Source organism: Pseudomonas sp. NFX71 (assembly GCF_048079215.1).
In the GTDB taxonomy this organism is placed as follows: domain Bacteria; phylum Pseudomonadota; class Gammaproteobacteria; order Pseudomonadales; family Pseudomonadaceae; genus Aquipseudomonas; species Aquipseudomonas fluorescens_B.
This window is the reverse complement of record NZ_CP182230.1, coordinates 2,643,328-2,664,990: the sequence shown is the minus strand read 5'-3', so window position 1 is coordinate 2,664,990 and position 21,663 is coordinate 2,643,328. Positions and strand designations below refer to the sequence as shown.

Genomic DNA, 21,663 nt, shown 5'->3' with positions numbered 1-21,663 from the left:
AATAGCGAAATAGTTCAAGTTCATAGCTGCCTGTTTGAGAAGTTGTCTCGTCGGAAAAGACGAGGTTGTTTGAGCAGCGGGAAAGGGAGAGCCGTTATGAACAGTCGTGTCACCCTGGGCCTGGCCGGCGTGCTGCTGGTGGGCGCCATGATTGCCGGTTACTGGGGCCTCACGTTAAGCCGTCAACCCACTGCCGAACCTGTCGCGCCAGTTGACACGGGCTCGTCCGCCCCCTCCCCACAGGCATCTGCTTCCGTCGAGGATCCCACCCGTCATCCGGTAGTGGTACTGCTGCGTGACGTCGCGCCGTTCGAGCAAATCACCGCAGCCGACGTGGCCGTGGAAAAACTCGCCATCGTCCCCGCCGGCAGCCTGAGCCGGATCGATCAAGCTATCGGAAAGACGACCTGGCGCGCCCTGGCCGCCGGCACCTGGCTCAATGACGAAAGCTTCGAGGCCGGCAGCAAACTGGCGCGAATGATTCGCCCAAATGAGCGCGCCCTCGCCGTGGCCGTCGATGAAGTTATCAACGCCGGAGGGCAACTCACACCGGGGGACTACGTCGATGTGCTGCTGTTTTTGCGCCTGGACACCAACAACCCGCAGCCATCGGCTCAACTGGTTGTCCCGGCCCTGCGTGTACTCGGGGTCGGCGAACAGTTGGGGCTGACCAACGACGGCCAACCCGCCAGCCCGGCGCGCAGCAGCGAAGAAAAGCTCAAGCAGGAACAGTCGCGCGTCAGCGCCCGGACGGTGGTGCTCGCCGTTCCCGAAGCACTCTTGAGTCGTCTGATGCTTGCGGCTCAGGCCGGCGTGTTACGCCTGGCGGTGCGCAGCGCCGAGGAGAAACGCCTGGCCCGTTACTGGGCTGGCGAAAGCGATGCTTCGGCCAACCTCGCCAATGCCAACCGCGAGCTGATCCAGTTCAGCCAACTGGCCATGACGCCCGCGCCCAAGCCCATCACCACCACTAGCACTAGCAACGTCGCAGCACCGCGCAGGTCGAGTGTGGAGGTCATTCGCGGCAACGAAATCACGCAACAAACTCCCTGAATCGAGCAAGGACGCATCTAAATGCGCAGACGTTCCATGCCCATGTTTCAAGGCCTGCTCTGGGTCTCTCTGTTAAGCGGACTGCCGCTGACGGCGACGTCAGCCGCCGTAGGAAATTGCGCCGCACTCGCTGCATTGCCGGCAGCGCTGGAAGTCGGTGAAGGGCTGCAACAGGAGGTGCAGTCCCCGGTGGCGATCACGCGAGTGGCCGTGGGCGACCCGAAAATCGCCGACGTGCGCGTCAATGGCAACCAAGCCTTTTTGCTCACCGGCATGGCGCCCGGCGCCACCAGCCTGATGGTTTGGACAGCCTGCGCCAGCGCACCGCGCCAGAGCATGGTGTTCGTTCAGGGGCGGGCCACGGCAGCCATGACCACTGCCGCGCAACTGCCGTCCGATGACACGTTGCTGCCGTCGCAAGTGCAGACCGATATCCGCTTTGTCGAAGTCAGCCGGACCAAACTGAAAGAGGCCGGCACCTCGATTTTCGGCAAGGCCTCGAACAACTTTCTCTTCGGCGCCCCGGGCACGGTTCCCAACACTGGCGTCACGCCAGGCGTCGTGCCGCTGTTCAATATCGATCCACGCATCGCGGCGCCGAGCATCCCGTTGCTCAACGACAGCTTCAACATTGTCTGGGGCGGTGGCAGCAGCAAATTCCTCGGCATCGTCAACGCCCTGGAAGGCAGCGGCTTCGCCTACACCCTGGCGCGACCAAGCCTGGTGGCCCTCAGCGGGCAGAGTGCGAGCTTCCTCGCGGGTGGTGAAATCCCGATCCCGGTGCCCAGCGCCAACAGCAACAGCTACTCCATCGAATACAAGGAGTTCGGTATCCGCCTGACGCTCACGCCGACCGTGGTCAGCCACGACCGCATCGCCCTCAAAGTGGCACCGGAAGTCAGCGAACTGGATTACAACAACGGCGTGACCATCGGCGGCACCACCGTGCCGGCGTTTACCATTCGCCGCACCGACACCAGCATCTCGCTGGCCGACGGCGAGAGTTTCGTCATCAGCGGCTTGATCAGCACGCACAACGCGTCCGAAGTCAGCAAGTTTCCCGGGCTGGGCGATATTCCGATTCTCGGCGCGTTCTTTCGCAACTCTCAGCTCAAGCGCGAAGAACGCGAACTGCTGATGATCGTCACGCCGCACCTGGTGCAGCCGCTGGCCGCCAACGCACAGTTGCCCTCGTTGCCCGGCGAAAAACTGCGGAACTACGACCCGAACTGGTATCGCCTGTACTTCCTCGAAAACGGCAACTTCGACAAACGCAGCGGATTATCGCAATGAGCCAGAGTCAAAGCCTGAGTCAGACCTTCCTCGCGATCACACGCAACAGCACCGACCTTGAATGGCTTCAAGGCGCCCTCGCACCCTTGGGCCAGGTGGTCAGCGCCGGTGGCGGCAGTCTCGACGAGTTGCTGGCGCTGGTGGATGTGACCTTCGCCAGTCTGGTGTTCGTCGGCCTCGATCGTGAGCACGTGGTAACCCAGAGCGCATTGATCGAGGGTGCGCTGGAAGCCAAACCGATGCTCGCGATCGTCGCGTTGGGGGACGGCATGGACAATCAGCTGGTGCTCAATGCCATGCGCGCCGGGGCCCGGGATTTCGTCGCGTATGGCTCGCGTTCCAGTGAAGTCACAGGCCTGGTGCGCCGGCTGGGCAAACGCATGCCGTCCGTGGCGCCAAATACGCAACTGGGCAGATTGACCGTGCTCTACGGTGTGCAGAGCAACGCCGACGGGGCACTGCTTGCCAGCCATATGGCGCAAGTGGTGCAGAAGAGTGGCCAGCAAACGCTGCTGCTCGACCTCGGCCTGCCACGCGGCGACAGCCTGGCGCTGCTCGGCCTGGAAAGCTCGTTTCACTTCGGCGATGCCCTGCGGCATTTGCGGCGCCTCGATGCGACGCTGATCGACAGCGCATTCACCAGCTGCGATGCCGGGCTGCGAATCCTCGCCTACGCCAACAACGATGATCCCCTGGAGCGCACCAGCGCCGCCGAGTTGTACATGTTGCTCAGCGCCTTGCGCCAACACTTCCAGCACATCGTGGTGAACCTCACCGGCCAGTCCGACAGCGAAGCCTTGCGCACCTTTGTCAGCCATTGCGACAAGTTGATCTGGTACACCGACCAGAACGTGATCGACTGCCGCCGCAATCTGGTCCTGCTCACCCTCTGGCGCGAAAAAGGCATGAAGCTCGATCACGCGCGACTGCTGGTGGACCGCTACCTGCGCAACGTCGCGCCGGACCCGGAAACCCTCGGTAAAAGCTTCGGCATGGAAGTCATCGCAACGCTCGCCTACAGCCCGGAAGTACGCCTCAATGCCAAAAACCAGGGCGTCACCCTGTTTGAACTGGCCCCCCGCGATGGCCTGACCCAAAGCCTGCGGAACCTCGGCGAACGCCTGGCCAGGCGCTCCGAAGGCCTGGCCAAACCCAAGGCGGGCTGGTTCACCCGCTTGAGGGGCACGCCATGAACGGCGAAAAACTGTTCGGCGCTCCGGTGCGCACCTCCACCGGCAACACAGACCACGAAGGCCTGAAACTGGTGCTGCACCGCTACATCATCGACGCCATTGAAGAGTCGGGGAAAAACCTGCTCGAAGGCTCGCGGCAAGTGCTCTCGCAATTCGTCATCGATAAAGTGGCCGAGTACATCGCCCGTTTGCACCTGGCGATCTCCCGCTATGAGATGGAACGCCTGGCCGAAGAAATCGTCGATGAGCTCACCGGTTTCGGTCCGCTGGAAGTGCTGTTGCGCGATCCGGCGGTCAGCGAAATCCTGGTCAACGGGCCGCATCGGGTGTTCGTCGAACGCGACGGCATCCTGCATCAGAGCGACCTGCGTTTTGTCGACGCGCATCACGTCGAACGCGTGATGCAGCGGATCCTCGCGCCCCTGGGCCGACGGTTGGACGAGTCGTCCCCGATGGTCGATGCGCGCCTGCCGGATGGCAGCCGGGTCAACGCGATCATCCCGCCGATCGCTCTCGACGGCCCATGCCTGTCGATTCGAAAATTCCGCAAGGACATGCTTAAAAGCGCCGACCTGATGGCGATGCAAACCATCGACCAGGCGATCCTGGAATTCATTCAGGAGGCCGTGGGCAGACGCTGCAACATCCTGATCAGCGGCGGCACCGGCACCGGCAAAACCACGTTGCTGAACATCCTCAGCCAGTTGATCAGCCCGCACGAACGGCTTGTCACCATCGAGGATGTGGCCGAACTGCAACTCGGCCACCCGCACGTCGTGCGCCTGGAGACACGCCCGCCAAATGCCGAGGGCCACGGCGAAGTGAAGTCCAGCGACCTGATCCGCAACGCCCTGCGGATGCGTCCCGACCGGATCATCCTCGGCGAGATTCGCGGTGTCGAAGTGGTCGATGTGCTCACCGCGATGAATACCGGTCACGACGGCTCCATGAGCACCGTGCACGCCAACAACGCCCAGGACGCACTGTTGCGCCTGGAAACGCTGGTCGGCCTGACTGGCCGCACCATCGCCGAACGGACCCTGCGGCAAATGATCTGCGCGGCCCTGGACGTGGTGATTCAGTTGACGCGCATGCCCGATGGCCGCCGCTGCGTCAGTGAAGTGGTGGAGGTAATCGGCATCCGCGACGACGTCTACGTCACCAACACCTTGTTCCGTCTCGACCGGCGCAGCGGTGTCGGTTTCCTGCGCGAGGCGGTCAACCCCGCCGGCGACAAACTGCGCCGCGAGTCGGCGCTTTCTCCCTCAGCGTATTGAAGGCCACGGCATGCTCAAACCGCTGCTGCTCATTCTTGTCTGCCTGGGTTTGTTCGGGTTGTCGGTGCGCTTGTTCTATCGCGGCATTCGCCAGTCCGGGACCGATCGGGTCCTTGATCGACTGGCCCACGAGCAGCCGCAGCGAGTGGTCGAGAAGTCCTCATGGGCCGGCCTGGAACGGGCGTTTTTGCGCGCCGGTCTCGGCCGCCCCACTGAGCGCATCGGTCTGTGGCTGACACTCTGGGTGTTTGGCATCCTGCTCGGTATTGCCGTCGGCAGCTGGATCGGCGCCCTGCTGTCGTTGCTGGTGCCGCCCTTGGCGGTGCGGCTGTATGTCAGTTGGCGTTATCAGCGCCGGCTCAAACGCATGATCGAACAACTGCCGCCGCTACTCGATCACGCGGTGCGAAGCCTGAAGTCCGGGCGAACGTTGGCGGATGCGGTACTGGGCGCCATCGAGACCGCGGAACATCCGTTGAAACAGGCCATGGGCCGGCTGCAGCGCAACGTGCAATTGGGGGTCAGTTTGCCGGACGCCGCGTCCGACCTCGCCAGGTTGTATGACAAAGACGAACTGCATTTGTTTGCCCTCGGCTTGAAGGTCAACCATCGCTACGGCGGCAACGCCAGCGAGCTGTTGGAGAACCTGATAAAGATGATCCGCGAACGCGAACAGGCTGCGCGCCAGCTCAGCGCCATGACCGGTGAAACCCGCGTCACGGCGTGGGTACTGGGCTGTTTGCCTATTGGGCTGGCCGGCTATTTCCTGATGGCCAATCCTCACTACTTGCTCGCCATGTGGCACGACGATTCCGGGCGAATCATGCTCGCGACCGCGTTCGGCCTGCAGCTGGTGGGCAGCCTTGCGCTCTGGCGCATGTTGCGCAGCGTATGAAGATTCCCTTGCTGATCAGCGCACTGCTGTTTTTGGCCGCCGGGATCCTGCTCATCAGTGGATTGCTCAAGCAGCAGCGACAAGTCCGACAGGTGGCGCAACGGCTGGACGGCAAATCGCCGAGCGCTAACCGTGTCGGGCATTGGCTGCAAGCCTTGGGCAGCAGCCGCATCGGCCAGCGCTCGGTCAAACTGGACAATGAAACCCAGATCCTGCTCAACCGTCTGGGTTGGCGCAGCATCCGGCGACGCTCGTTGTTCGCGGCGTTCCAGGTGGGCGTGCCGGTGCTCGCGCTGGCCTTGAGCATGCTGGTCCAAAGCCTGTTCTTCCCGCCTGTGGAAAACCACTGGATCGCCCCGGCCTTTGTCACGGGCCTCGGCTACCTGCTGCCCAAACGCTTGCTGGCCGCGGCTGCCAAACGTCGTCAGACACAACTGGCGATCGAGATCTCCACCTTCATTCCGCTGCTGCGCATCCTGTTCGAATCGGGCATGGCCGTGGAGCAGTCGCTGCGCGTCCTTAGCAACGAAGGCAAACAATTGCTGCCGGCGCTGACCCATGAACTGCGCCTGGTGCTGGCCCGTGTCGATTCCGGCCTGGAGCTGGGCGAAGAACTGAACAAGGCCTCCCGGTTGCTGGCGGTGGATGAGTTCACCGACACCTGCGTGATCCTTCAGCAGTTGATCCACCAGGGCGGCGGCGCGATGAAATCCCTGCTGGTACTCAAACAGTTACTCGATGACCGGCGCCTGACGCGCTTGCAGGAATACATATCCAAGATGTCCGCCAAAATGTCCGTCGTGATGATGCTGTTTCTCTTCCCGGCGTTGTTGATCGTGCTGGCCGGCCCCGGCTTCACCGCCATGGCCCGGGCCTTTGCTTCCTAGAGGGAATCTGATGAGAGCAATGATTGCCGGTTTGAGTCTGCTGCTGCTGAGCGGTTGTGCGAGCAACGGTCAGACGCCCTGGAACGCCCTGACCAACACCACCCGTTGCGGCAAGCTGAGTTCCGATGAGCAACTGTCAATGAACCTGGCCGACGACATGGCCAACGATGGCAAACTGCACGCCAGCCTGGCCAACCTGCAAAGCCTGCCCGACAACCTCGCTGACGTGCGACTGCGCAAGGCCAAGGTCTACCGATTGTTGGGCCGCAACGAAGCCGAGCCGTTGTACCGCAGCCTGCTCGGCAGTTGCCTCGCTGCCGAAGCCGAACATGGCCTGGGCCAACTCGCCGCCGCGAAGGGCGATAACCGCCAGGCTCAAAGCCACTTGCAACGGGCAGCACGACTGGCACCCACTGACGAAAAAATCCGCAACGACCTCGGTGTGGTGTACCTCAATCAATTGCGCGTCGAAGATGCTCGCTTCGAGTTTCTGACGGCGATGGAGCTCAAGCAAAGCGATCAACTGGCGGCGTTGAATCTGGTGACATTGCTGATCTACCAGGATGATTGGAGTCGCGCCGCCGAACTGGTCAGCCGCCTCGGCCTGAGCCCCGCCCAAGTCACCGAAGCCCAGGCACGCGCGGAAAAACTGAAGACCCCGGGCAAAACAGTCCCGGCCAATGCCAACCAGGTCGCCGCCGTCACGGCCCCGAACCTTCAATAGAGAGACGTCATGAAAACGACACTGATCTGTTGCCTCGGCTTGCTGACCCTGCCTGTCGCTGCGCACGCAATCGAGGCTGGCCCGGCGTCGCCGCAACAACAGGAAACCGAAGGCTGGCTGCAACTGCAGAGAAGCAACAAGGCCGCGTCGACCCAACAGCAAACCTCAACCGCGACGGAACGCGAGTTGAGCATGCAGCGCTGGCTGAAGAGTTATGAGCATGAGATCCCGCAGTTCTTCGATCAGGATGAGGGAGGGAAGGTCGATAGCGGATCGGGGGGATAACAGCCCCTCTTAACGAGCCTAAGTGGCGCGATGGATGCGAAAGTCCCGATCATGCAGGCGCACAGTGCTAGTGAGCCGTAACCCTCTGGCGCAAACCCGAATTGCTGGGCGTTAACGCCAAAGCCAGCTGCGTCCGATTATGCATGTGCGTCAACCGCAAGACCTGCGACACGTACAACTTTACCGTGTTCTCGGTAATCCCCAGCTCACAGGCAATCTGATAGTTGGTCTGCCCCTTGCCCACCAAACGCGCCACATCCAACTGCCTGGGCGACAGTTGATTGAAAACCGCCGGGATCTCAATCCGATCCAGATCACTGTCATCGCTATCAGAGGAATTCGATGACTGCGGACTACGCCGAACCTTGTCCAGATCCTGATACAGGTCATCGATCGACTCGGAAAGATACTGCAGCTTCTGATTCAAATGCCCCAACTGCAAACTCTTCTGCCGCTCCCGCAATGCCACCTCCTGTCGCGCAATGCCCTCGAGCAACTCATCCAGGTCAATCGGCTTCTGATAGTAATCGGCAATCCCGGCGCGCAAAGCCTTGATCACATCCTGCTTATCCGCGCGCCCGGTGAGCATGATCGCTTCGAACGCCCGATGCTTGCCGGACAACCGTTGCAGCTCCTGGACCAACTGGATGCCATCCAGCCCGGGCATGTGCAAATCGCAGAGCACCAGGCCGATGTCCGCGTCTTCAGCGAATCGTTCGACTGCCTGACCGCTGGACTCACATGGCACACAACGGTAACCGCTGCTTTCAAGAAACTCGCAAAGTTCTTCGACAATCAATGGTTGATCATCGACCACAAGGACTTTCACTACGGAGGTAGGCTTGTTCACATGCAACTCCCTGCAAAAACAAAGGCTGGCTGTTCCTGTACCGACAGCCACGGGCTGTACAACAACTGATTTGAAAGTAGACGTACTTTTTGACTATGTACATAGAACAGGTGACTAGTGAATCCAGGCGAGGGACAGCAAAAAACCCAGCAGTACGAAGGGTGCAAATGGCTGCTTATTTGACGTTCCGGGTCCCAGATATTGAAGAAGATTCCTAAGGTCCTGACTCAAAAGAAGCCAGACTCTTGGCGCCAGCAGCAGCCAACAGACACTGGCCAATCCGGCGCCAATAAATGTGCCCAGTACATGCATACCGTCCGTCGCAAGAGCCAACGCTGTCATGAGTTTCACATCGCCTGCGCCCAGGCGCCGCGCCGCATAGCCGGGCAACGTGAAGGCCAGCGCCAACAGAAAAGCCCAACCACCCTGCACGGCTTCGGCCCCTAGCCAGGTGCGGCCGGTCCACCCCAGAAACAGCAGTGCCACCAAGCTGGCGCCCAGGGTCAGATGATTGGCGATGTGCCGCTGCCGAATATCCTGCTCGGCGCATAGCGTCAGCCACACCAGTAGGAAAAAACTCTGCATTCGGTAAAAAACGTCCGTTTTGGCTGAATGATTCTATGCTGACATTACGCAGTGATTGTCAGGGTAGACGCACTCATGAAAACCAACCTCCCCCGCCAGCAAAAAGGTGCCATCGCGATTGAGTTCGCCTTGGTGTTCGTCATGTTTTTCGCTGTGTTTTACGGCATCGTCACCTACAGCCTGCCGCTGTTGCTTATGCAATCCTTCAACCAGTCGACCGCAGAAGCTGTGCGCCAAAGCGTCGCGCTCGACCCGAACACACCCGGTTACGACACCGTGATAAAGACCGTCGCCACAGCTGAACTGAGCCGGCAACTGGCCTGGATTCCGGCAACGCTGAACTTCAACGTCGCCACCGACACCACCGCCACTTACGCAGGCGGGGTATTGAAGGTCTCCATCAACTACCCCACCAGCAAACTCAAGCAAGTCATCCCGTTTCTGACCCTGCCGGGAATCGGTTCGGTACCCAATCTGCCGGCCACGCTCACCGCCAGTTCGAGCCTGCAATTTTGAGCTCCGGGGACAGACTGTTCGGGCGCCTGCTCAATCGCCAAACGCCACCGCCCCAGAACGCGCCGAGCCGCTTGAGCGTGCCGGATGTCGGTTTACAGATGCATCTGGATGCCGAAGGCCGGGTGCTTCATCTGACCGGTCCGTTGCGGCATGGGCTGGCCCAGCAACTGACCGCCGCCCGGGCGCCGCACCTGCTGGATTTTCTCTTGCCCCACAGCTTCCTCGTCGTTGAAGGCACACCGGCCGACTGGCAGGGGCAACTGCTGGACCTGGATTTTTACAGCCTCAGCGGGTCCCCCCTGCACCTGCGCGGCTGGGTGCAGCCGTGGGCTGACGCCTGGCTGCTGCAGTTGCTGGACATCGGCGACTTGTTGCACGAGCGTCGGCAATCGCGCAGCCGCGAACAATCCCAATGGCTCGCGACGCAGATCGGCGACCAGTTGCGCCTGTGCAGCATGGCGCGTCTGCCCGAGGTGTTGGCGGAGCAATTACAGAGCCTGGCCCAGCGTTATCAAGTCCCTTGCATCGCCTTGGCATTGCTGGATGAGCACGAAGACGGTTGGCAGATCCACCAGCACTACGCCGCCTTCGACGCCCCACAACTGTGGCAAAACGGTCAGCGCCTGGGCACCGGACTCGACAGTTTGAACGGCTCCGCCCCGCAGCCTCTTGCGCTCGGCGAGCACCCGCGCCTGCAAGCCACTTTCGGCAATGCTGAAGGGTTTGCAGTGCCCTATCACGACGCGCAAGGTGTGGTCGCATGGTTGCTCTGCGGGTTTTACCCGGCGCAGCAGCGAGCACCCGACGTCGGCGCCCGCGACTGGTTGCAGCTCGCCGCAGCGCTCGCCGGCCCGCTGCTGGAGCGCTTGCGCGAGTATCGGCACCATGTGCAACTGGAGCGGCTGGACTCGTTACAAGCCCTGCTGGGCAGCGGTTGGTGGGAAATTTTCAGCGACGGTGCCGAGGTGCAATTGGCGCCGTCGCTGGCCAGCACCCTCGACCTGCCCGATACACGCCTGCCCCTGCCTGACTGGCTTGAGCAGTTCCATCCCGCCGACCGCGAAGAACTGCGCAGTCGCCTGCAAGACTTGCAGGATGAGGGCACGCCTTTGCTCCTCTGTGTGCGCCTGCATCGCCGAGACGCACCGATCTGGTATCGCCTGCAGGGCCAGGCCTTGGGCATCGGCAAAAACCGGCGGCTGGTGGGCTTCATGCTCGACATCAGCGACATCAAGAATCAGGAGCAACAGGCGGCGGCGGCCCATGCCCGACTGGACAACCTGATCGCCAGTTCACCGGCGGTAATCTATGTGCAGCGCTATGCCGAAGGCGCGTTGCAACCGAGCTTTTTCAGCGACAGCCTGTTGCCTTTGCTGGGGTGGACCCTCGCCGATTGCGCAGCTGGAGCCCTGGTAGAACGGGTCCATCCCGAGGACCGCGAGCGCTATTTCGAACGCTCTCGGCAACTGCTTCGCGAAGGGTCGGTCCGTGCGCGCTACCGGCTGCGTGACAGTCGCGGCGACTACCACTGGCTGCTCGACGAAGCCAAGCTGTTACGCGACGACCTTGGCCTGCCGGTCGAAGCGGTCGGATTGTGGCTGGACGTGACCGACGCGACCCTGGCCGCCGAGCACGTCAAACAAAGCGAAGAGCGCTATCGGATTCTGGTCGAGGATTCCCCGGCGATGATCTGCCGTTATCGGCCGGACCTGACCCTGACCTTCGGTAACCGCCCGCTGGCGACGTACCTGGAATGCCTGCCCGAGCAACTGCCAGGCGTGAACCTGGGCAGCTGGATGTCGGCGGAACAGCAGGCAGCGTTTCTCCGTCGACTGGGCCAGCTGAGCCCGGAGTTTCCGGTCAGCACGGCGGAAATCAACCTGCAGCTGCCGGGACGGGAACACGCCTGGTGGGTCTGGTCGGATCGCGGCGTGTTCGATGCGCAAGGCCGTTTGCTTGAGGTTCAGGCCGTGGGCCGCGACAACACCGAAGTCCGCCGTTCGCAGCAGCAACTTGCCCAGAGCGCGAAAATGGCCACCCTCGGCGAAATGGCCACCGGCCTGGCCCATGAAATCAACCAGCCGCTGAACGTGATGCGCATGGCCATCGTCAATGTGCTCAAGCGCTTGAGTAACGGCGATGTGCAGATCGATTACCTGACCGACAAACTCAACCGCATCGATGCGCAGGTCCAGCGGGCGGGGCGGGTGGTGGATCACATGCGGGTGTTCGGTCGCCGCTCGGAGATCGAACAGCACCCTTTCAATCCGGTTCAAGCCATCGAAGGCACGCTGTCGTTGCTGGCCGAAGGCATGCGCGGCAAAGGTATCGAGTTGAGGGTCAGCGAGACAGGCTTCGAGGCGCTGGTGCGCGGTTATGTCGATCAGCTGGAACAGGTACTGATCAACCTGATGGTCAACGCCCGGGATGCGCTACTCGTCAAACGTGAGGCGGATCAACAATTCAAACCGTGGATTTCGCTGTACGCCGAACGTGATGCGCAGTCGGTTCGACTGTGGGTCGAGGACAACGGCGGCGGGATTGATCCGCGCCTGCTGGAGCGGATCTTCGAACCGTTTTTCACCACCAAGCCGGTAGGCGTCGGCACCGGGTTGGGCTTGTCGGTGAGCTATGGGATCGTCGAGAACATGGGCGGCAAACTCAGCGTGCGGAACTCGACCGAGGGTGCACGGTTTTGTATCGAGCTGCCGATTGCCGTGGACAATCAGATCACCAGATAGGCTTTGCCTTTTTGCCCGCAGGTGAGGTTGAAACCGACGTCGACTTTATTGACGTCGATCCCGAGGTTGAGCAACAGGCTGTCGACGATCGGATCAATCAGAGGCGCGATCAGGCCACTGATGGCCGTGACCAGAAGTTGGGTGACATCAGCCAGCGTCGACAGCAAGGTATTGAGCAGTAACCCCAACAGACTGCCAATGGTCGGAGGGTGTTGGGTTAACGTGATGCCCATGAGCGTCCCCTTCAAACTGCCCACGACATCCGACACCGTCACCGGGTGCGTGGGGTCTGGCGCTACATTGACCTCATGCGGATTGGCGAAGGTGTAATTGGGCTCGCTGGTGCCGGCAACGGGGCTGTCGATCTTGAGTTCCAAACCGCCGCCGCCGAACGGTGTTCGCGCGCCGCAGCTGAGCAAGTGGCAGGTCTTCGAGCCGATATCCACCAAGGTCAGCGGCGACAGACTGGACGCCGCGGAAGAGGAGAGCCAGATCGCCGGATCGATTTTGCCAACCTTGAGTTGCACCGCGGAGATATTGGTGGTGGCGGTGAGGCTTTTGTTTGCAGGGCTGGCGCAGGCGTAATCGGTGACGTAGCTGCTGCCGACACCGGCTTCAAGACCGACGTCGAGGTTGAATCCATCGGGCAGTATTTGCAGGTCCGTCTGGGTGCAGTTGCCCAGGATGCAGCCGGGCGCCAGAGCCGTATTGATCAGGCTTGTCACCGTCTGTAACAGCGCATTGACGGTTTGCAGGACGACATTGATCAGCGTCAGGTCCACCGACACAAGGATGCGGATTTGTGCAGTACGCACGTATATTTTGTTCGCGCCCAGCGGTGCCACTTTCGCCAGCGCGGGGTCACCTACCGCAGAAAACTGCGGCGGCTGAATGACTTTGATGCGGGTGGTCATGCCAGCCAGTCCCAACACATTCACCGGCAATACCGCGGCCACCGCGCTGTTCTTGTTCGCCAGTTGCACAAACCCTTGAACCAATTGGAACAGTTGCACCGTGGCGTCGAGACTGGCCGCTTGTGCGCCGGTTTGCAGCTGGAGCAAGTCACCCAACTTGATCGGTGAGGCATTGGTGGCGGCCAATTGGAGATTAACCAACGCGGTCTTGACGGTCGCCGTGGAGCCGTTGGCGGGCAGTACATCGGCGGCGGCCTGGATGAATTGGGTCACGCTGGCTTGCGTGTTCAACAACGTGATGTAGTCACCCGCCGCCACGCCCAGCTTTATCGCCAGTCGATCCATGAACTTCAACAAATTGACGTCGGTTTTGATCAAACCGTCCCAGCCCACGGCCGTGAGGTTGACGTTGCCGCCCAACAGGGTCGAGAACAGCGGGTTCAACAGGTTCGATCGGGAGGTATCGGCGCCCACGAGGCTGCTTCGAATGCTGAGTTGTGCCAATGTCAGCTTGGGCTCGGCCGCCACGGCGGTGGCGCTGAGCTGGGTGGTTAAAGCGACGGGCCCGCCGGACAGCAAAGCGCCGATGCCGGCGGCCACGCTGGTGGCAACGGTCTGGGTGGCGATGACGCGCACGGCGGCGCTTTTTGTGGCGTCGACGGTGAAGGCGCGCAGGTTGTCCGCGCCGGTCTGCAAGGTGCCGCAACTGACCGTCAGCGTGTTGCTGGCGTTGACGGCAAAACCGTTACGCGTCGCACTTTGCGTGGCGTAACTGGCAGCGCTGAGCCCGGGCAGGCAATTGCCATCGCGGGTCACGGCCTCGAGTGCCGCGGTATCCGCCACCCGCTGCAATTTCCGTTGTTCCAGATAGAGCCGACCGCTGTCGATGACCAGCACCGTGAAGCCCAGGGCCATGGCCAGGGTCAGGGCCGCCATCAATCCGATCGCCCCCCGTTGCCGGGCCGGGCCGCGAAACTGCATGCGGGGAGACATGGCGCACTCCTTTGCCGGCGCGCTGCCGGGCGCTACCTCCATTGGTGAAAAGCAGTGTAGACAAGGCTGGAAGAGCCTGCTGGCAACCCGCCACTCCAGCCCCAAAAAACAGTGGGAGCGGGGGTTCCGGCTTACTTGGGCGGGTAGTTGGCCAGTATCCGGCCGACCGTTTCACGTATCGCCGTGCTGCGATCCGACGGGTTCGGTGAGCGGCTGAGGATTTGTTCGTCACTGCCGCGCCACACCAGTTTGCCGTCCTTGCCGTCGAGCAGGTCGATCTGAATGATTGCCACTTTGTAGCTGATGTTGCGGGTTTCGTTGTACATCGGCCCGCCCCAGTAGCCATTCCACGGGTTACCCCACGCGCCGCCGTAGTTGGTGGTCACTTGTTGCTGACGGTCTTCGACGATCAGGTAGGTTTGCACGCTCAAATCACCCTGTTTGCCCGCAGCGGCCGGGCGCAGGCCACGCTGATCCAGCTGATCGGCCACCGATTGGCGAATGCGCTGTTCAGTCAGGTCGCTTTTGATCCGTGGGTCATCGGGGCGATATTGCAGGGCGGGGTCTTTCCAGCTCCAGCTGCGATAGGCGGCGAAGTCGCGGCTGGCGTCGAAGTCATGATTGACCTGGTTGGCGGCGCAGGCGCTCAGGAGCGCGGCCACTGCCAGTAAAGCGAGACGGCGGAACATGATGATTCTCCGATTGAAGACATGAACCTGCGGAACGCTTCCTGATTGCAGAAGCTAACTGGGAGGATACGCCGACATGGCCTTTTCCACAGCCTCCCGTATGGCATCGGCGCGGGCGCTCTGGCTGCCCTTGTTGGCGGTTTCGGCGCTCGCGCTCCACACCGGTTGACCGCTTTGCGCATCGAACAGGTCCACCCTCACGACCACGACTTGTTCCGAATACGTGCGAACGATCGGCACCGTGTTGTACATGCCATAACCGCTGCCGTAGTGGTTGTAACCGCCATAGCCGCCGTAATAACCATAGTCGTCCCGGACCTGACGCAAGCGGGTTTCCAGATGCAGATTGGCACTGACAAACAGGTCCGCCGGGCGATTGTCATGCAGCGGCCGCAAACCGCGCTGATCGAGGGCATTGCTCACGGCCTCGGCGACTTGCGCCGAATCCGCCCAGGCCGACCCCGCGGGCATGCGCCCGTTGAGCCACGCCCAGCTGCGGTAGCGACCGTAGTCACGCGGCGCAGCCGGGTAGGCGCTGCGATCGAAGGTGTTAGCCGCCTCGGGTGGCGCCGGCGGCAACGGTTTGGAACTTGCCACGTAGGGATTGGTGCCCTGGCAGGCAGCCAACCCGAGACAGATCACCAGTAACCCTGAACGACGTTTCATTTCGCGCTCCGATCAGACCGGCCGACAGATCCAGTGCAAGTAGCGCCCAAGCCCGGCAAAACTTGGGTGACGACGGTGGGCCAGTTCCATTTCCAGCAAGTCCACGAGTTCGGCGCGGGCCTGGAACTCCACCGGCATGTAGTCGTGAAAAACACGCACCCCGCTCTGGGCTTCGACCTGCCACAGGCCTTCAAGTTGCGCCGCCAATTCACGCGGATCAAGCGGCTGCTGTGGGGTCAGGCTCTGCTTTTCACCCGCCATGTCGTTCTTGCGCATTTTGCGGAAGTGCCCCTTGAGCAGGTTGCGATAGATCAGCGCATCGCGGTTGTAGAAGGCCAGGGACAACCAGCCATCCTGCTTGGTCAATTGATGCAGTACCGGCAGGATTGCATGGGGTTCCGCCAGCCATTCCAGCACCGCGTGGCACAGGACCAGATCGTAGGGCTCGGTGAGTTGGCCGAGCAAATCCTGCCACGGCGCCTGTATGAAAGTAGCCGTCTGGCCGGCGTCGGCAAAACGCTGGCGGGCGCCTTCCAGCATCGGCTCGGCGGGCTCTGCCAGCGTCACGTCATGACCGCGCTGGGCCAGCCACAACGACATGTGGCCAAGGCCGGCGCCGATGTCGAGCACACGCAGCGGACGGTCAGGCAGGGTTTCGGCCAGGTCGGCCTGAAGCACCGCCAGGCGGATCGCGCCCTTGGCGCCGCCGTAGATCTTTTCGGCGAAACGGGTTGCCAGTTGATCGAAATGACGGTCACTCATCAGCTGAACCTCCGTTCACTGTCCGCCAGTTTGCTGCGCACCACTTCATTCATGTCCAGCCCCAACTCGCTGCACAGCAGCAGTAGATAGAGCACGATGTCACCGACCTCCTGCCCGGCATGGGCCAGTTTGTCCGCCGGCAACTGGCGTGACTGGTCTTCGCTCAGCCACTGGAAGATTTCCACCAGTTCGGACATTTCCACGCTCGCGGCCATGGCCAGGTTTTTCGGGCTGTGAAATTTCCGCCAGTCATTGCGGTCACGGATGGCGTGCAGGCGTTCGGTCAGTTCAACAAGGTTCATCGGGCTCTCCTGAAGGCGTATAGCTTCGGGGGGATGACTGAGGAAGGCAAGCATCTCGGTAAGGCGCGTTTCTTTGCTCCATAATCAAAAAGATCGCAGCCTCCGGCAGCTCCTACAGGGAACTCGCCACCGCGTTCAATGGCCCAAGGCTCAACCACTTACATCAGGACGTTAACGACATGCAGGTAGAAAGTTTTTTCGAATGGCTCGGCCAGGCAATCGGTTCAGTCATCCGCTTTATCGTTGACGCCCTCAGCGGCCTGTTCAATCTGTTGAGCCATGCCGGCAGCAATTTTGTCGAAGGATTGTCCCGCGCGCTGGGCATGGACACATCGATCATCAGCATCATTGCGTTGATCCTGGGGCTGATGCTGTTGTGGTCGGCGATCCGGGCGTTCATGAATGCGTCGGTCATCATGGGGATCATCTGGTTGCTGCTGGGGTTGTGGTTGCTTAGCTGGATAATCCACTAGCCCTCGCACAAAACACTGTGGCGAGGGAGCTTGCTCCCGCTCGACTGCGAAGCAGTCGTAAATCAGCCAGCGCGGTGTGTCTGCATACACTCGAAGTCGGGGGTTGGGGCCGCTTCGCGACCCAGCGGGGCAAGCTCCCTCGCCACAATTGATGCTGCGGATTCGCATGTATCGCTACAATGCCGGCTCTCCAAGGAGCCTGCATGTCCAACCTGATTGCCGACTGGCGCGACCGCCCGACCCATCGCCGGGTCTGGGCACTCGCCGCGCCCATGATCCTCTCGAACATTTCCGTGCCACTGGTGGCGCTGGTCGACAGCACGGTCATCGGCCACTTGCCTCACGCCCATCAACTGGGCGCTGTCGCGGTCGGGGCCAGCCTGTATACCTTTCTCGCCTGGGCCATGGGCTTTCTGCGCATGGGCTCCACCGGTTTTGCCGCCCAGGCCGCCGGACGCGGGGATGGCGCAGCGTTGCGGCAGATTCTGTTGCAGGGGCTGTTGCTGGCCATGGTTCTGGCCATTGCATTGGGGGCGGTGGGCATCCCGTTGAGCGGAGTCGCGTTGCACTTCATGCAACCCTCGGCAGAGCTGGACCAACTGACCCGCGAATTCTTTCACACGCGGTTGTTCGGCCTCCCGGCCGCGCTGGCCAGTTATGCGCTGGTCGGCTGGTTCCTCGGCACGCAAAACGCCCGGGCACCACTGGCGATTCTGCTGAGCACCAACCTGGTCAACATTGCGCTGAACCTGTGGTTCGTCCTCGGCCTGGATTGGGGCGTGGTCGGTTCGGCCCGGGCTTCGGTAATCGCCGAATGGACCGGCGCGCTGATCGGCCTGCTGATGACCCGCAAGGCCCTGCGCGCCTACCCCGGCCACATCGCCTGGGCCGCACTGGCGCTGTGGCAGAGTTGGCGACCGTTGTTGGCGGTCAATCGCGACATATTCATCCGCAGCCTGTTGCTGCAATCAGTGTTTTTCCTGATCACCGTACAGGGCGCACGACTGGGTGACGCCACCGTCGCGGCCAACGCCTTGTTGCTCAACGGGCTGCTGCTGACCGCCCATGCGCTCGATGGCCTGGCCCACGCGGTGGAAGCGTTGTGCGGACATGCCATTGGCGCTCGCGACCGTGATGCCCTGCGCCGCTCACTGGTCGTTGCCTGTGGCTGGTCGTTGTTGGCGAGCCTGGGGTTTGCCGTGCTGTTTCTGTTCGCCGGGCACTTGTTCATCGAGATGCAGACTGACATTCAGAGCGTGCGCGATACGGCGTTCATCTACCTGCCCTACCTCGCCGCCCTGCCCTTGATCGCGGTCTGGAGCTACTTGCTCGACGGGCTGTTCATCGGCGCCACCCGCGCTCGGGAAATGCGCAACGGCATGCTGTTGACCGTGATTCTACTTTTGCCGTTTGGCTGGGCGTTGCAAGGTTTGGGCAACCACGGACTGTGGATAACCTTCCTGTTGTTCATGGTGCTGCGCAGCCTGACCCTTGGTGTGATTGCCTGGTTTCTGCGCAACAACGACGGCTGGTTCAGCGGCCGGGCTCACTGACCCGGCGTCGCCTTCACGAACGCGGCGACCTGCTCCAGCACCGGCGCCAGACCGCGCATCGGTCGTGACAGGGTCGCTACCAGCGTGGCGTGGCCGGGACGCGAGAAGTACAGGTCCTGCACCGATACGCCCGCCTCGCGCAGCTTGCGCGCCAGGCCGCCGGTGTTGCGCGCCGGGTTGACCAGCTCATCGTCCGTCGCGGCCATCAACAAGGCTGGCGGCGAGCCACGACTGACGTGATTGATCGGCTGCGACTGCGGCGGTGAATCCGGCCAGAAAAATACCGGGCGTACGTCCGGATTCTTGATCGGCAAAAAATCATACGGTCCCGCCAGACCGATCCAGCCGCTGAGATTGTGCGGCGACAGGCCTACCGCGCCGAGCAGGTCGGGGTCCAGCGCCAACATCGCAGCGTTGTACGCCCCGGAACTGTGGCCCATCAGATATAGCCGCTGCGGATTCCCGGAAAACTGCCGAATGTGTTCGTGTGTCCAGGCAACCGCTTTTGCGCCATCTTCCAGGAACAGCGGATAACGCACCTGCGGATATAACCGATAGTCTGCCAGCACCGCGACAATCCCCCGAGACGCCAAAGCCTCGCCGACAAACCCGTAATCGCTGCGGGACCCGCTGTTCCAGCTGCCGCCATAGAAAAACACCACAACAGGGGCGTTCGCCACGGGATGACTCGGCACGTACACATCGAGTTTTTGCCGCGGATCAGCACCGTAGGCGATGCCCTCGGTCTTGTCGAAACTCCCGTCGGGCGTCAGGGCATTGAGCAATTTCAGTGGCGAGCACGCCGTCATCGCCAACAGCAGACACCCGCCCATTGCCAGGCAGAACAGTCGCCGCAGAGTGCTCGTCATTAATGCCGTACCTCGTATTCAGGGTTGATCGTTCTGCCACCGAATGCGCAGGCTATCGAGGCGTTCCTGCTGGGTCAGCCCCGATAATGGCGGCACCAGCGAAGCGCGGGGGTACTGCAAGCGTAGCCATAACCAGCCATCGAGTACCGGCCGTTCGCTGAAACCCAGCGCCAGCCCTTCCTGCACATGGGACCACAAGCGGCGGTAATCGGTCCCGGTGGATTGGCTCCAGTGCCAGGCATGCTGTTCCAGCAGGCAGGTTTGCAGGGTTTCCCGCTGACGGGGGCTGAGGCTTTCTTCGACCGCCAGCGGGCTGACGGCGAGCCCCGGGTTGAACAACTGCTGCCAGCCCTGACTGCCGATCGCTCGATCGGCCCACGTCCCGCCGAACCAGTGCAACTGACTGATCGGTCCCAGCCAGCGACTCAGCTCGCGGGCATCACAGGCGTCGAAAAAGTAACTGGCCGTGTTCGGATTGTAATAACTCAACAAGGCTCGATGGTGCAGCCCGCAAGTCACAATGAGCATGCGGCGTAAATGCGCCAGCAATCGCGATGACGACACCTCGCTGACAATCAGCAAGCCACGCAAGGCCTGCGTATCGCTGTAGCACAACTCGGCCAGCGCCGGGCACGTTCGAAGGTCGACCAGCGCCGGGCCGTCTTCACGCAACGCCTGCAGTTCGGTGCCCTCGAACAGCCAGAACCGCTGGGTCTGCGAGAATACCTGTTGCAGTGTTGCGCTCGCCTGAGTCGCACTCGGGACGTCCAGCAACAGCCATTGCGGGGTTGCGCCAATCATGCAGCACCGCTCTGGCCAAACAGCGTCGCCGCCCGACAGGTGCAAAGCGCCTGCGAGCAGTGGCTGAAGCTGCCGCCGCCGGGTAACAGACACAACAGCACCAAGGGTTCACCCGAGCGCAGCAGTTCCAGCAAACCGTCATGGAGTGGGCCGGCCTCTGGCGGGCTGGGTTCCTCGACCACCTCGACCCGCGACGGCGTATGAAGAAACCCGCAAATCAGCGGCTGATCCGGATCGCCCTCGATAAAGCTCACCACCACCTCGGTGCCCTCGCTCAGCAGCGAGACGCTCGGATCCTCCAGCTCAGCGGCCAGCGGTAGCCAACAATGGCTGGGGGCCGCGCCTTCGCCCTGATAGAGCCAGTCGAACTGCACGGCCACTGGCCGAGAGGGATCCGGCCGAGGTTCATCGACATCGACCACCCAGGCTCGTTGCAGGCTGTGCATCCGCGGTTTCACCGCACAGGGAGGCGGGACGAAGGAGGTGGCTCCATGAAGCGCACGGATCCGATTACTGTAGGGAGCCACTGGATCCTGACTACCCTGATGTTCGACATGGGTCAGCAGCCACAAATGATTCCAGTCGGCTACCGGGTGGCCGGACAACGGCATCAACTGACCACTGCGCAACGTCGGCAAGTCTGTACGACCTTCCACACCCGGCACGGTACGCTGCCCCGCCTGAAGCTGAAACTGCCGCACCGCCGGTTGCTCGCCATCGACCTGGAACGGCGCGTTCGCAGCGGGACGGAAATGGCCACGACCATCACCAAACACCACGCAGTGCCCGCGTGCGTGATGCTCGAAGTGATAATGCAGGCACTCCTGGGCGCACAGGCGCTGGAGAAACTGCAAATCCGACTCCCGATACTGCGTGCAGAAATCACGGGGCGGATAATCGCCACTCAGTTCGAAGCGTCGATCCTTACCCGTGATGCCGTGCTCCTTGAGCACCTGGCTGAGAATCTCGGGCACCGAGACGTCGTTGAAAATGCGTCGACTGAAACGCTGGGAAAGGCAAGCCAGCCTGGGCCTCAGACGCACATGGCAAAGCCTGACTGTCGGGCCATGGTCACGCTGGACGAGTTCATGCAACAGACCATGCACCGTGCTGCCCTCCGGCCCGAAATGTAAAGCGGCCGGGCGGTACAGCAAGCTCGCAAGGTCGAGCGTCGGGTCATCGATCAGCAGGTCCATATCGAACACAAAGGGCTCGCTGATCGCTTCTCTACCGGTAAAGGCCAGAACTTCGAAAGGGTCGGGCAGACCGGCTACGTCCAGACGAAATGAAGGTTCGTTGACTGGATCGAACATCGGCGATTCTCTACAGGAGGGGCGGCCGG

Annotated in this window: 22 protein-coding genes; 12 read left to right on the top strand and 10 right to left on the bottom strand. The window is 61.7% G+C overall.

The window, feature by feature from the left end; genetic code table 11:
- The first annotated feature begins 96 nt into the window (after positions 1-96).
- From cpaB to ACM1ZW_RS12195, 8 genes are read left to right on the top strand one after another with little or no spacing between them, the layout of a single operon-like run.
- Entirely contained in the window at positions 97-1,053 is a 957-nt protein-coding gene (gene cpaB / locus ACM1ZW_RS12230; protein WP_017336374.1) for a Flp pilus assembly protein CpaB, read from the top strand.
- A 21-nt stretch (positions 1,054-1,074) separates the two neighbouring features.
- Complete coding sequence (locus ACM1ZW_RS12225) at positions 1,075-2,346, top strand: type II and III secretion system protein family protein (protein ID WP_416740617.1); 1,272 nt, start codon at positions 1,075-1,077, stop codon at positions 2,344-2,346.
- Positions 2,343-3,539: an AAA family ATPase gene (locus tag ACM1ZW_RS12220; protein ID WP_416740616.1), complete on the top strand. Its 1,197-nt coding sequence runs from the start codon at positions 2,343-2,345 to the stop codon at positions 3,537-3,539. The genes ACM1ZW_RS12225 and ACM1ZW_RS12220 overlap by 4 nt, the downstream gene beginning before the upstream one ends.
- Complete coding sequence (locus tag ACM1ZW_RS12215; RefSeq protein WP_416740615.1) at positions 3,536-4,816, top strand: CpaF family protein; 1,281 nt, start codon at positions 3,536-3,538, stop codon at positions 4,814-4,816. The genes ACM1ZW_RS12220 and ACM1ZW_RS12215 overlap by 4 nt, the downstream gene beginning before the upstream one ends.
- A 10-nt stretch (positions 4,817-4,826) precedes the next feature.
- Positions 4,827-5,711, top strand: a complete 885-nt coding sequence (locus ACM1ZW_RS12210; RefSeq protein WP_017336370.1) for a type II secretion system F family protein — start codon at positions 4,827-4,829, stop codon at positions 5,709-5,711.
- Positions 5,708-6,598: a type II secretion system F family protein gene (locus ACM1ZW_RS12205; RefSeq protein WP_416740614.1), complete on the top strand. Its 891-nt coding sequence runs from the start codon at positions 5,708-5,710 to the stop codon at positions 6,596-6,598. Before ACM1ZW_RS12210 ends, ACM1ZW_RS12205 begins: the two co-directional genes overlap by 4 nt.
- 10 nt (positions 6,599-6,608) lie before the next feature.
- A complete protein-coding gene (locus ACM1ZW_RS12200; RefSeq protein ID WP_416740613.1) occupies positions 6,609-7,322 on the top strand; it encodes a hypothetical protein in 714 nt (237 codons plus the stop codon).
- Between the two features lie 9 nt (positions 7,323-7,331).
- Positions 7,332-7,607 carry a DUF3613 domain-containing protein gene (locus ACM1ZW_RS12195; RefSeq protein ID WP_017336367.1) on the top strand — a complete coding sequence of 92 codons (276 nt, stop codon included), beginning with the start codon at positions 7,332-7,334 and terminating at the stop codon, positions 7,605-7,607.
- A 67-nt stretch (positions 7,608-7,674) separates the two neighbouring features.
- Here the strand turns inward: ACM1ZW_RS12195 and ACM1ZW_RS12190 are convergent, their stop codons facing one another.
- Positions 7,675-8,457 (bottom strand): response regulator transcription factor, encoded by a 783-nt coding sequence (locus tag ACM1ZW_RS12190; protein WP_017336366.1) that lies wholly within the window; start codon positions 8,455-8,457, stop codon positions 7,675-7,677.
- Between the two features lie 114 nt (positions 8,458-8,571).
- Positions 8,572-9,042 carry a prepilin peptidase gene (locus ACM1ZW_RS12185; RefSeq protein ID WP_416740612.1) on the bottom strand — a complete coding sequence of 157 codons (471 nt, stop codon included), beginning with the start codon at positions 9,040-9,042 and terminating at the stop codon, positions 8,572-8,574.
- A gap of 75 nt (positions 9,043-9,117) precedes the next feature.
- Here ACM1ZW_RS12185 and ACM1ZW_RS12180 point away from each other — a divergent pair, with 75 nt between their 5' ends.
- Together ACM1ZW_RS12180 and ACM1ZW_RS12175 are read left to right on the top strand one after the other, a co-directional pair.
- Positions 9,118-9,558 carry a TadE/TadG family type IV pilus assembly protein gene (locus ACM1ZW_RS12180; RefSeq protein ID WP_416740611.1) on the top strand — a complete coding sequence of 147 codons (441 nt, stop codon included), beginning with the start codon at positions 9,118-9,120 and terminating at the stop codon, positions 9,556-9,558.
- Positions 9,555-12,299 carry an ATP-binding protein gene (locus tag ACM1ZW_RS12175; RefSeq protein WP_416740610.1) on the top strand — a complete coding sequence of 915 codons (2,745 nt, stop codon included), beginning with the start codon at positions 9,555-9,557 and terminating at the stop codon, positions 12,297-12,299. The genes ACM1ZW_RS12180 and ACM1ZW_RS12175 overlap by 4 nt, the downstream gene beginning before the upstream one ends.
- Here the strand turns inward: ACM1ZW_RS12175 and ACM1ZW_RS12170 are convergent.
- From ACM1ZW_RS12170 to ACM1ZW_RS12150, 5 genes are all read right to left on the bottom strand, one after another.
- Positions 12,284-14,206: a pilus assembly protein TadG-related protein gene (locus ACM1ZW_RS12170; RefSeq protein ID WP_416740609.1), complete on the bottom strand. Its 1,923-nt coding sequence runs from the start codon at positions 14,204-14,206 to the stop codon at positions 12,284-12,286. The two genes, ACM1ZW_RS12175 and ACM1ZW_RS12170, sit on opposite strands and share 16 nt — an antisense overlap.
- A gap of 131 nt (positions 14,207-14,337) precedes the next feature.
- Entirely contained in the window at positions 14,338-14,895 is a 558-nt protein-coding gene (locus ACM1ZW_RS12165; RefSeq protein ID WP_017336361.1) for a DUF4136 domain-containing protein, read from the bottom strand.
- 54 nt (positions 14,896-14,949) lie between these two features.
- Positions 14,950-15,561: a DUF4136 domain-containing protein gene (locus tag ACM1ZW_RS12160; protein WP_416740608.1), complete on the bottom strand. Its 612-nt coding sequence runs from the start codon at positions 15,559-15,561 to the stop codon at positions 14,950-14,952.
- A 12-nt stretch (positions 15,562-15,573) separates the two neighbouring features.
- Positions 15,574-16,323, bottom strand: coding sequence for a methyltransferase domain-containing protein (locus tag ACM1ZW_RS12155; RefSeq protein WP_416740607.1), 750 nt, complete (start codon positions 16,321-16,323; stop codon positions 15,574-15,576).
- A complete protein-coding gene (locus ACM1ZW_RS12150) occupies positions 16,323-16,625 on the bottom strand; it encodes a MazG-like family protein (protein ID WP_414885066.1) in 303 nt (100 codons plus the stop codon). The genes ACM1ZW_RS12155 and ACM1ZW_RS12150 overlap by 1 nt, the downstream gene beginning before the upstream one ends.
- A 179-nt stretch (positions 16,626-16,804) precedes the next feature.
- Between ACM1ZW_RS12150 and ACM1ZW_RS12145 the strand changes: the two genes are divergently transcribed.
- Positions 16,805-17,098: a hypothetical protein gene (locus ACM1ZW_RS12145; RefSeq protein WP_017336357.1), complete on the top strand. Its 294-nt coding sequence runs from the start codon at positions 16,805-16,807 to the stop codon at positions 17,096-17,098.
- Between the two features lie 203 nt (positions 17,099-17,301).
- Positions 17,302-18,651: an MATE family efflux transporter gene (locus ACM1ZW_RS12140; RefSeq protein ID WP_414878218.1), complete on the top strand. Its 1,350-nt coding sequence runs from the start codon at positions 17,302-17,304 to the stop codon at positions 18,649-18,651.
- Here the strand turns inward: ACM1ZW_RS12140 and ACM1ZW_RS12135 are convergent.
- Genes ACM1ZW_RS12135 through ACM1ZW_RS12125 form a run of 3 tightly spaced genes read right to left on the bottom strand, consistent with a single transcriptional unit; the run spans position 18,645 to position 21,634 of the window.
- Positions 18,645-19,520, bottom strand: a complete 876-nt coding sequence (locus ACM1ZW_RS12135; protein WP_416740606.1) for an alpha/beta hydrolase — start codon at positions 19,518-19,520, stop codon at positions 18,645-18,647. The genes ACM1ZW_RS12140 and ACM1ZW_RS12135 overlap by 7 nt on opposite strands.
- Before the next feature lie 18 nt (positions 19,521-19,538).
- Positions 19,539-20,321 (bottom strand): DUF4123 domain-containing protein, encoded by a 783-nt coding sequence (locus tag ACM1ZW_RS12130; protein WP_416740605.1) that lies wholly within the window; start codon positions 20,319-20,321, stop codon positions 19,539-19,541.
- Positions 20,318-21,634: a type VI secretion system Vgr family protein gene (locus ACM1ZW_RS12125; RefSeq protein ID WP_416740604.1), complete on the bottom strand. Its 1,317-nt coding sequence runs from the start codon at positions 21,632-21,634 to the stop codon at positions 20,318-20,320. The genes ACM1ZW_RS12130 and ACM1ZW_RS12125 overlap by 4 nt, the downstream gene beginning before the upstream one ends.
- Between the last annotated feature and the right edge of the window lie 29 nt (positions 21,635-21,663).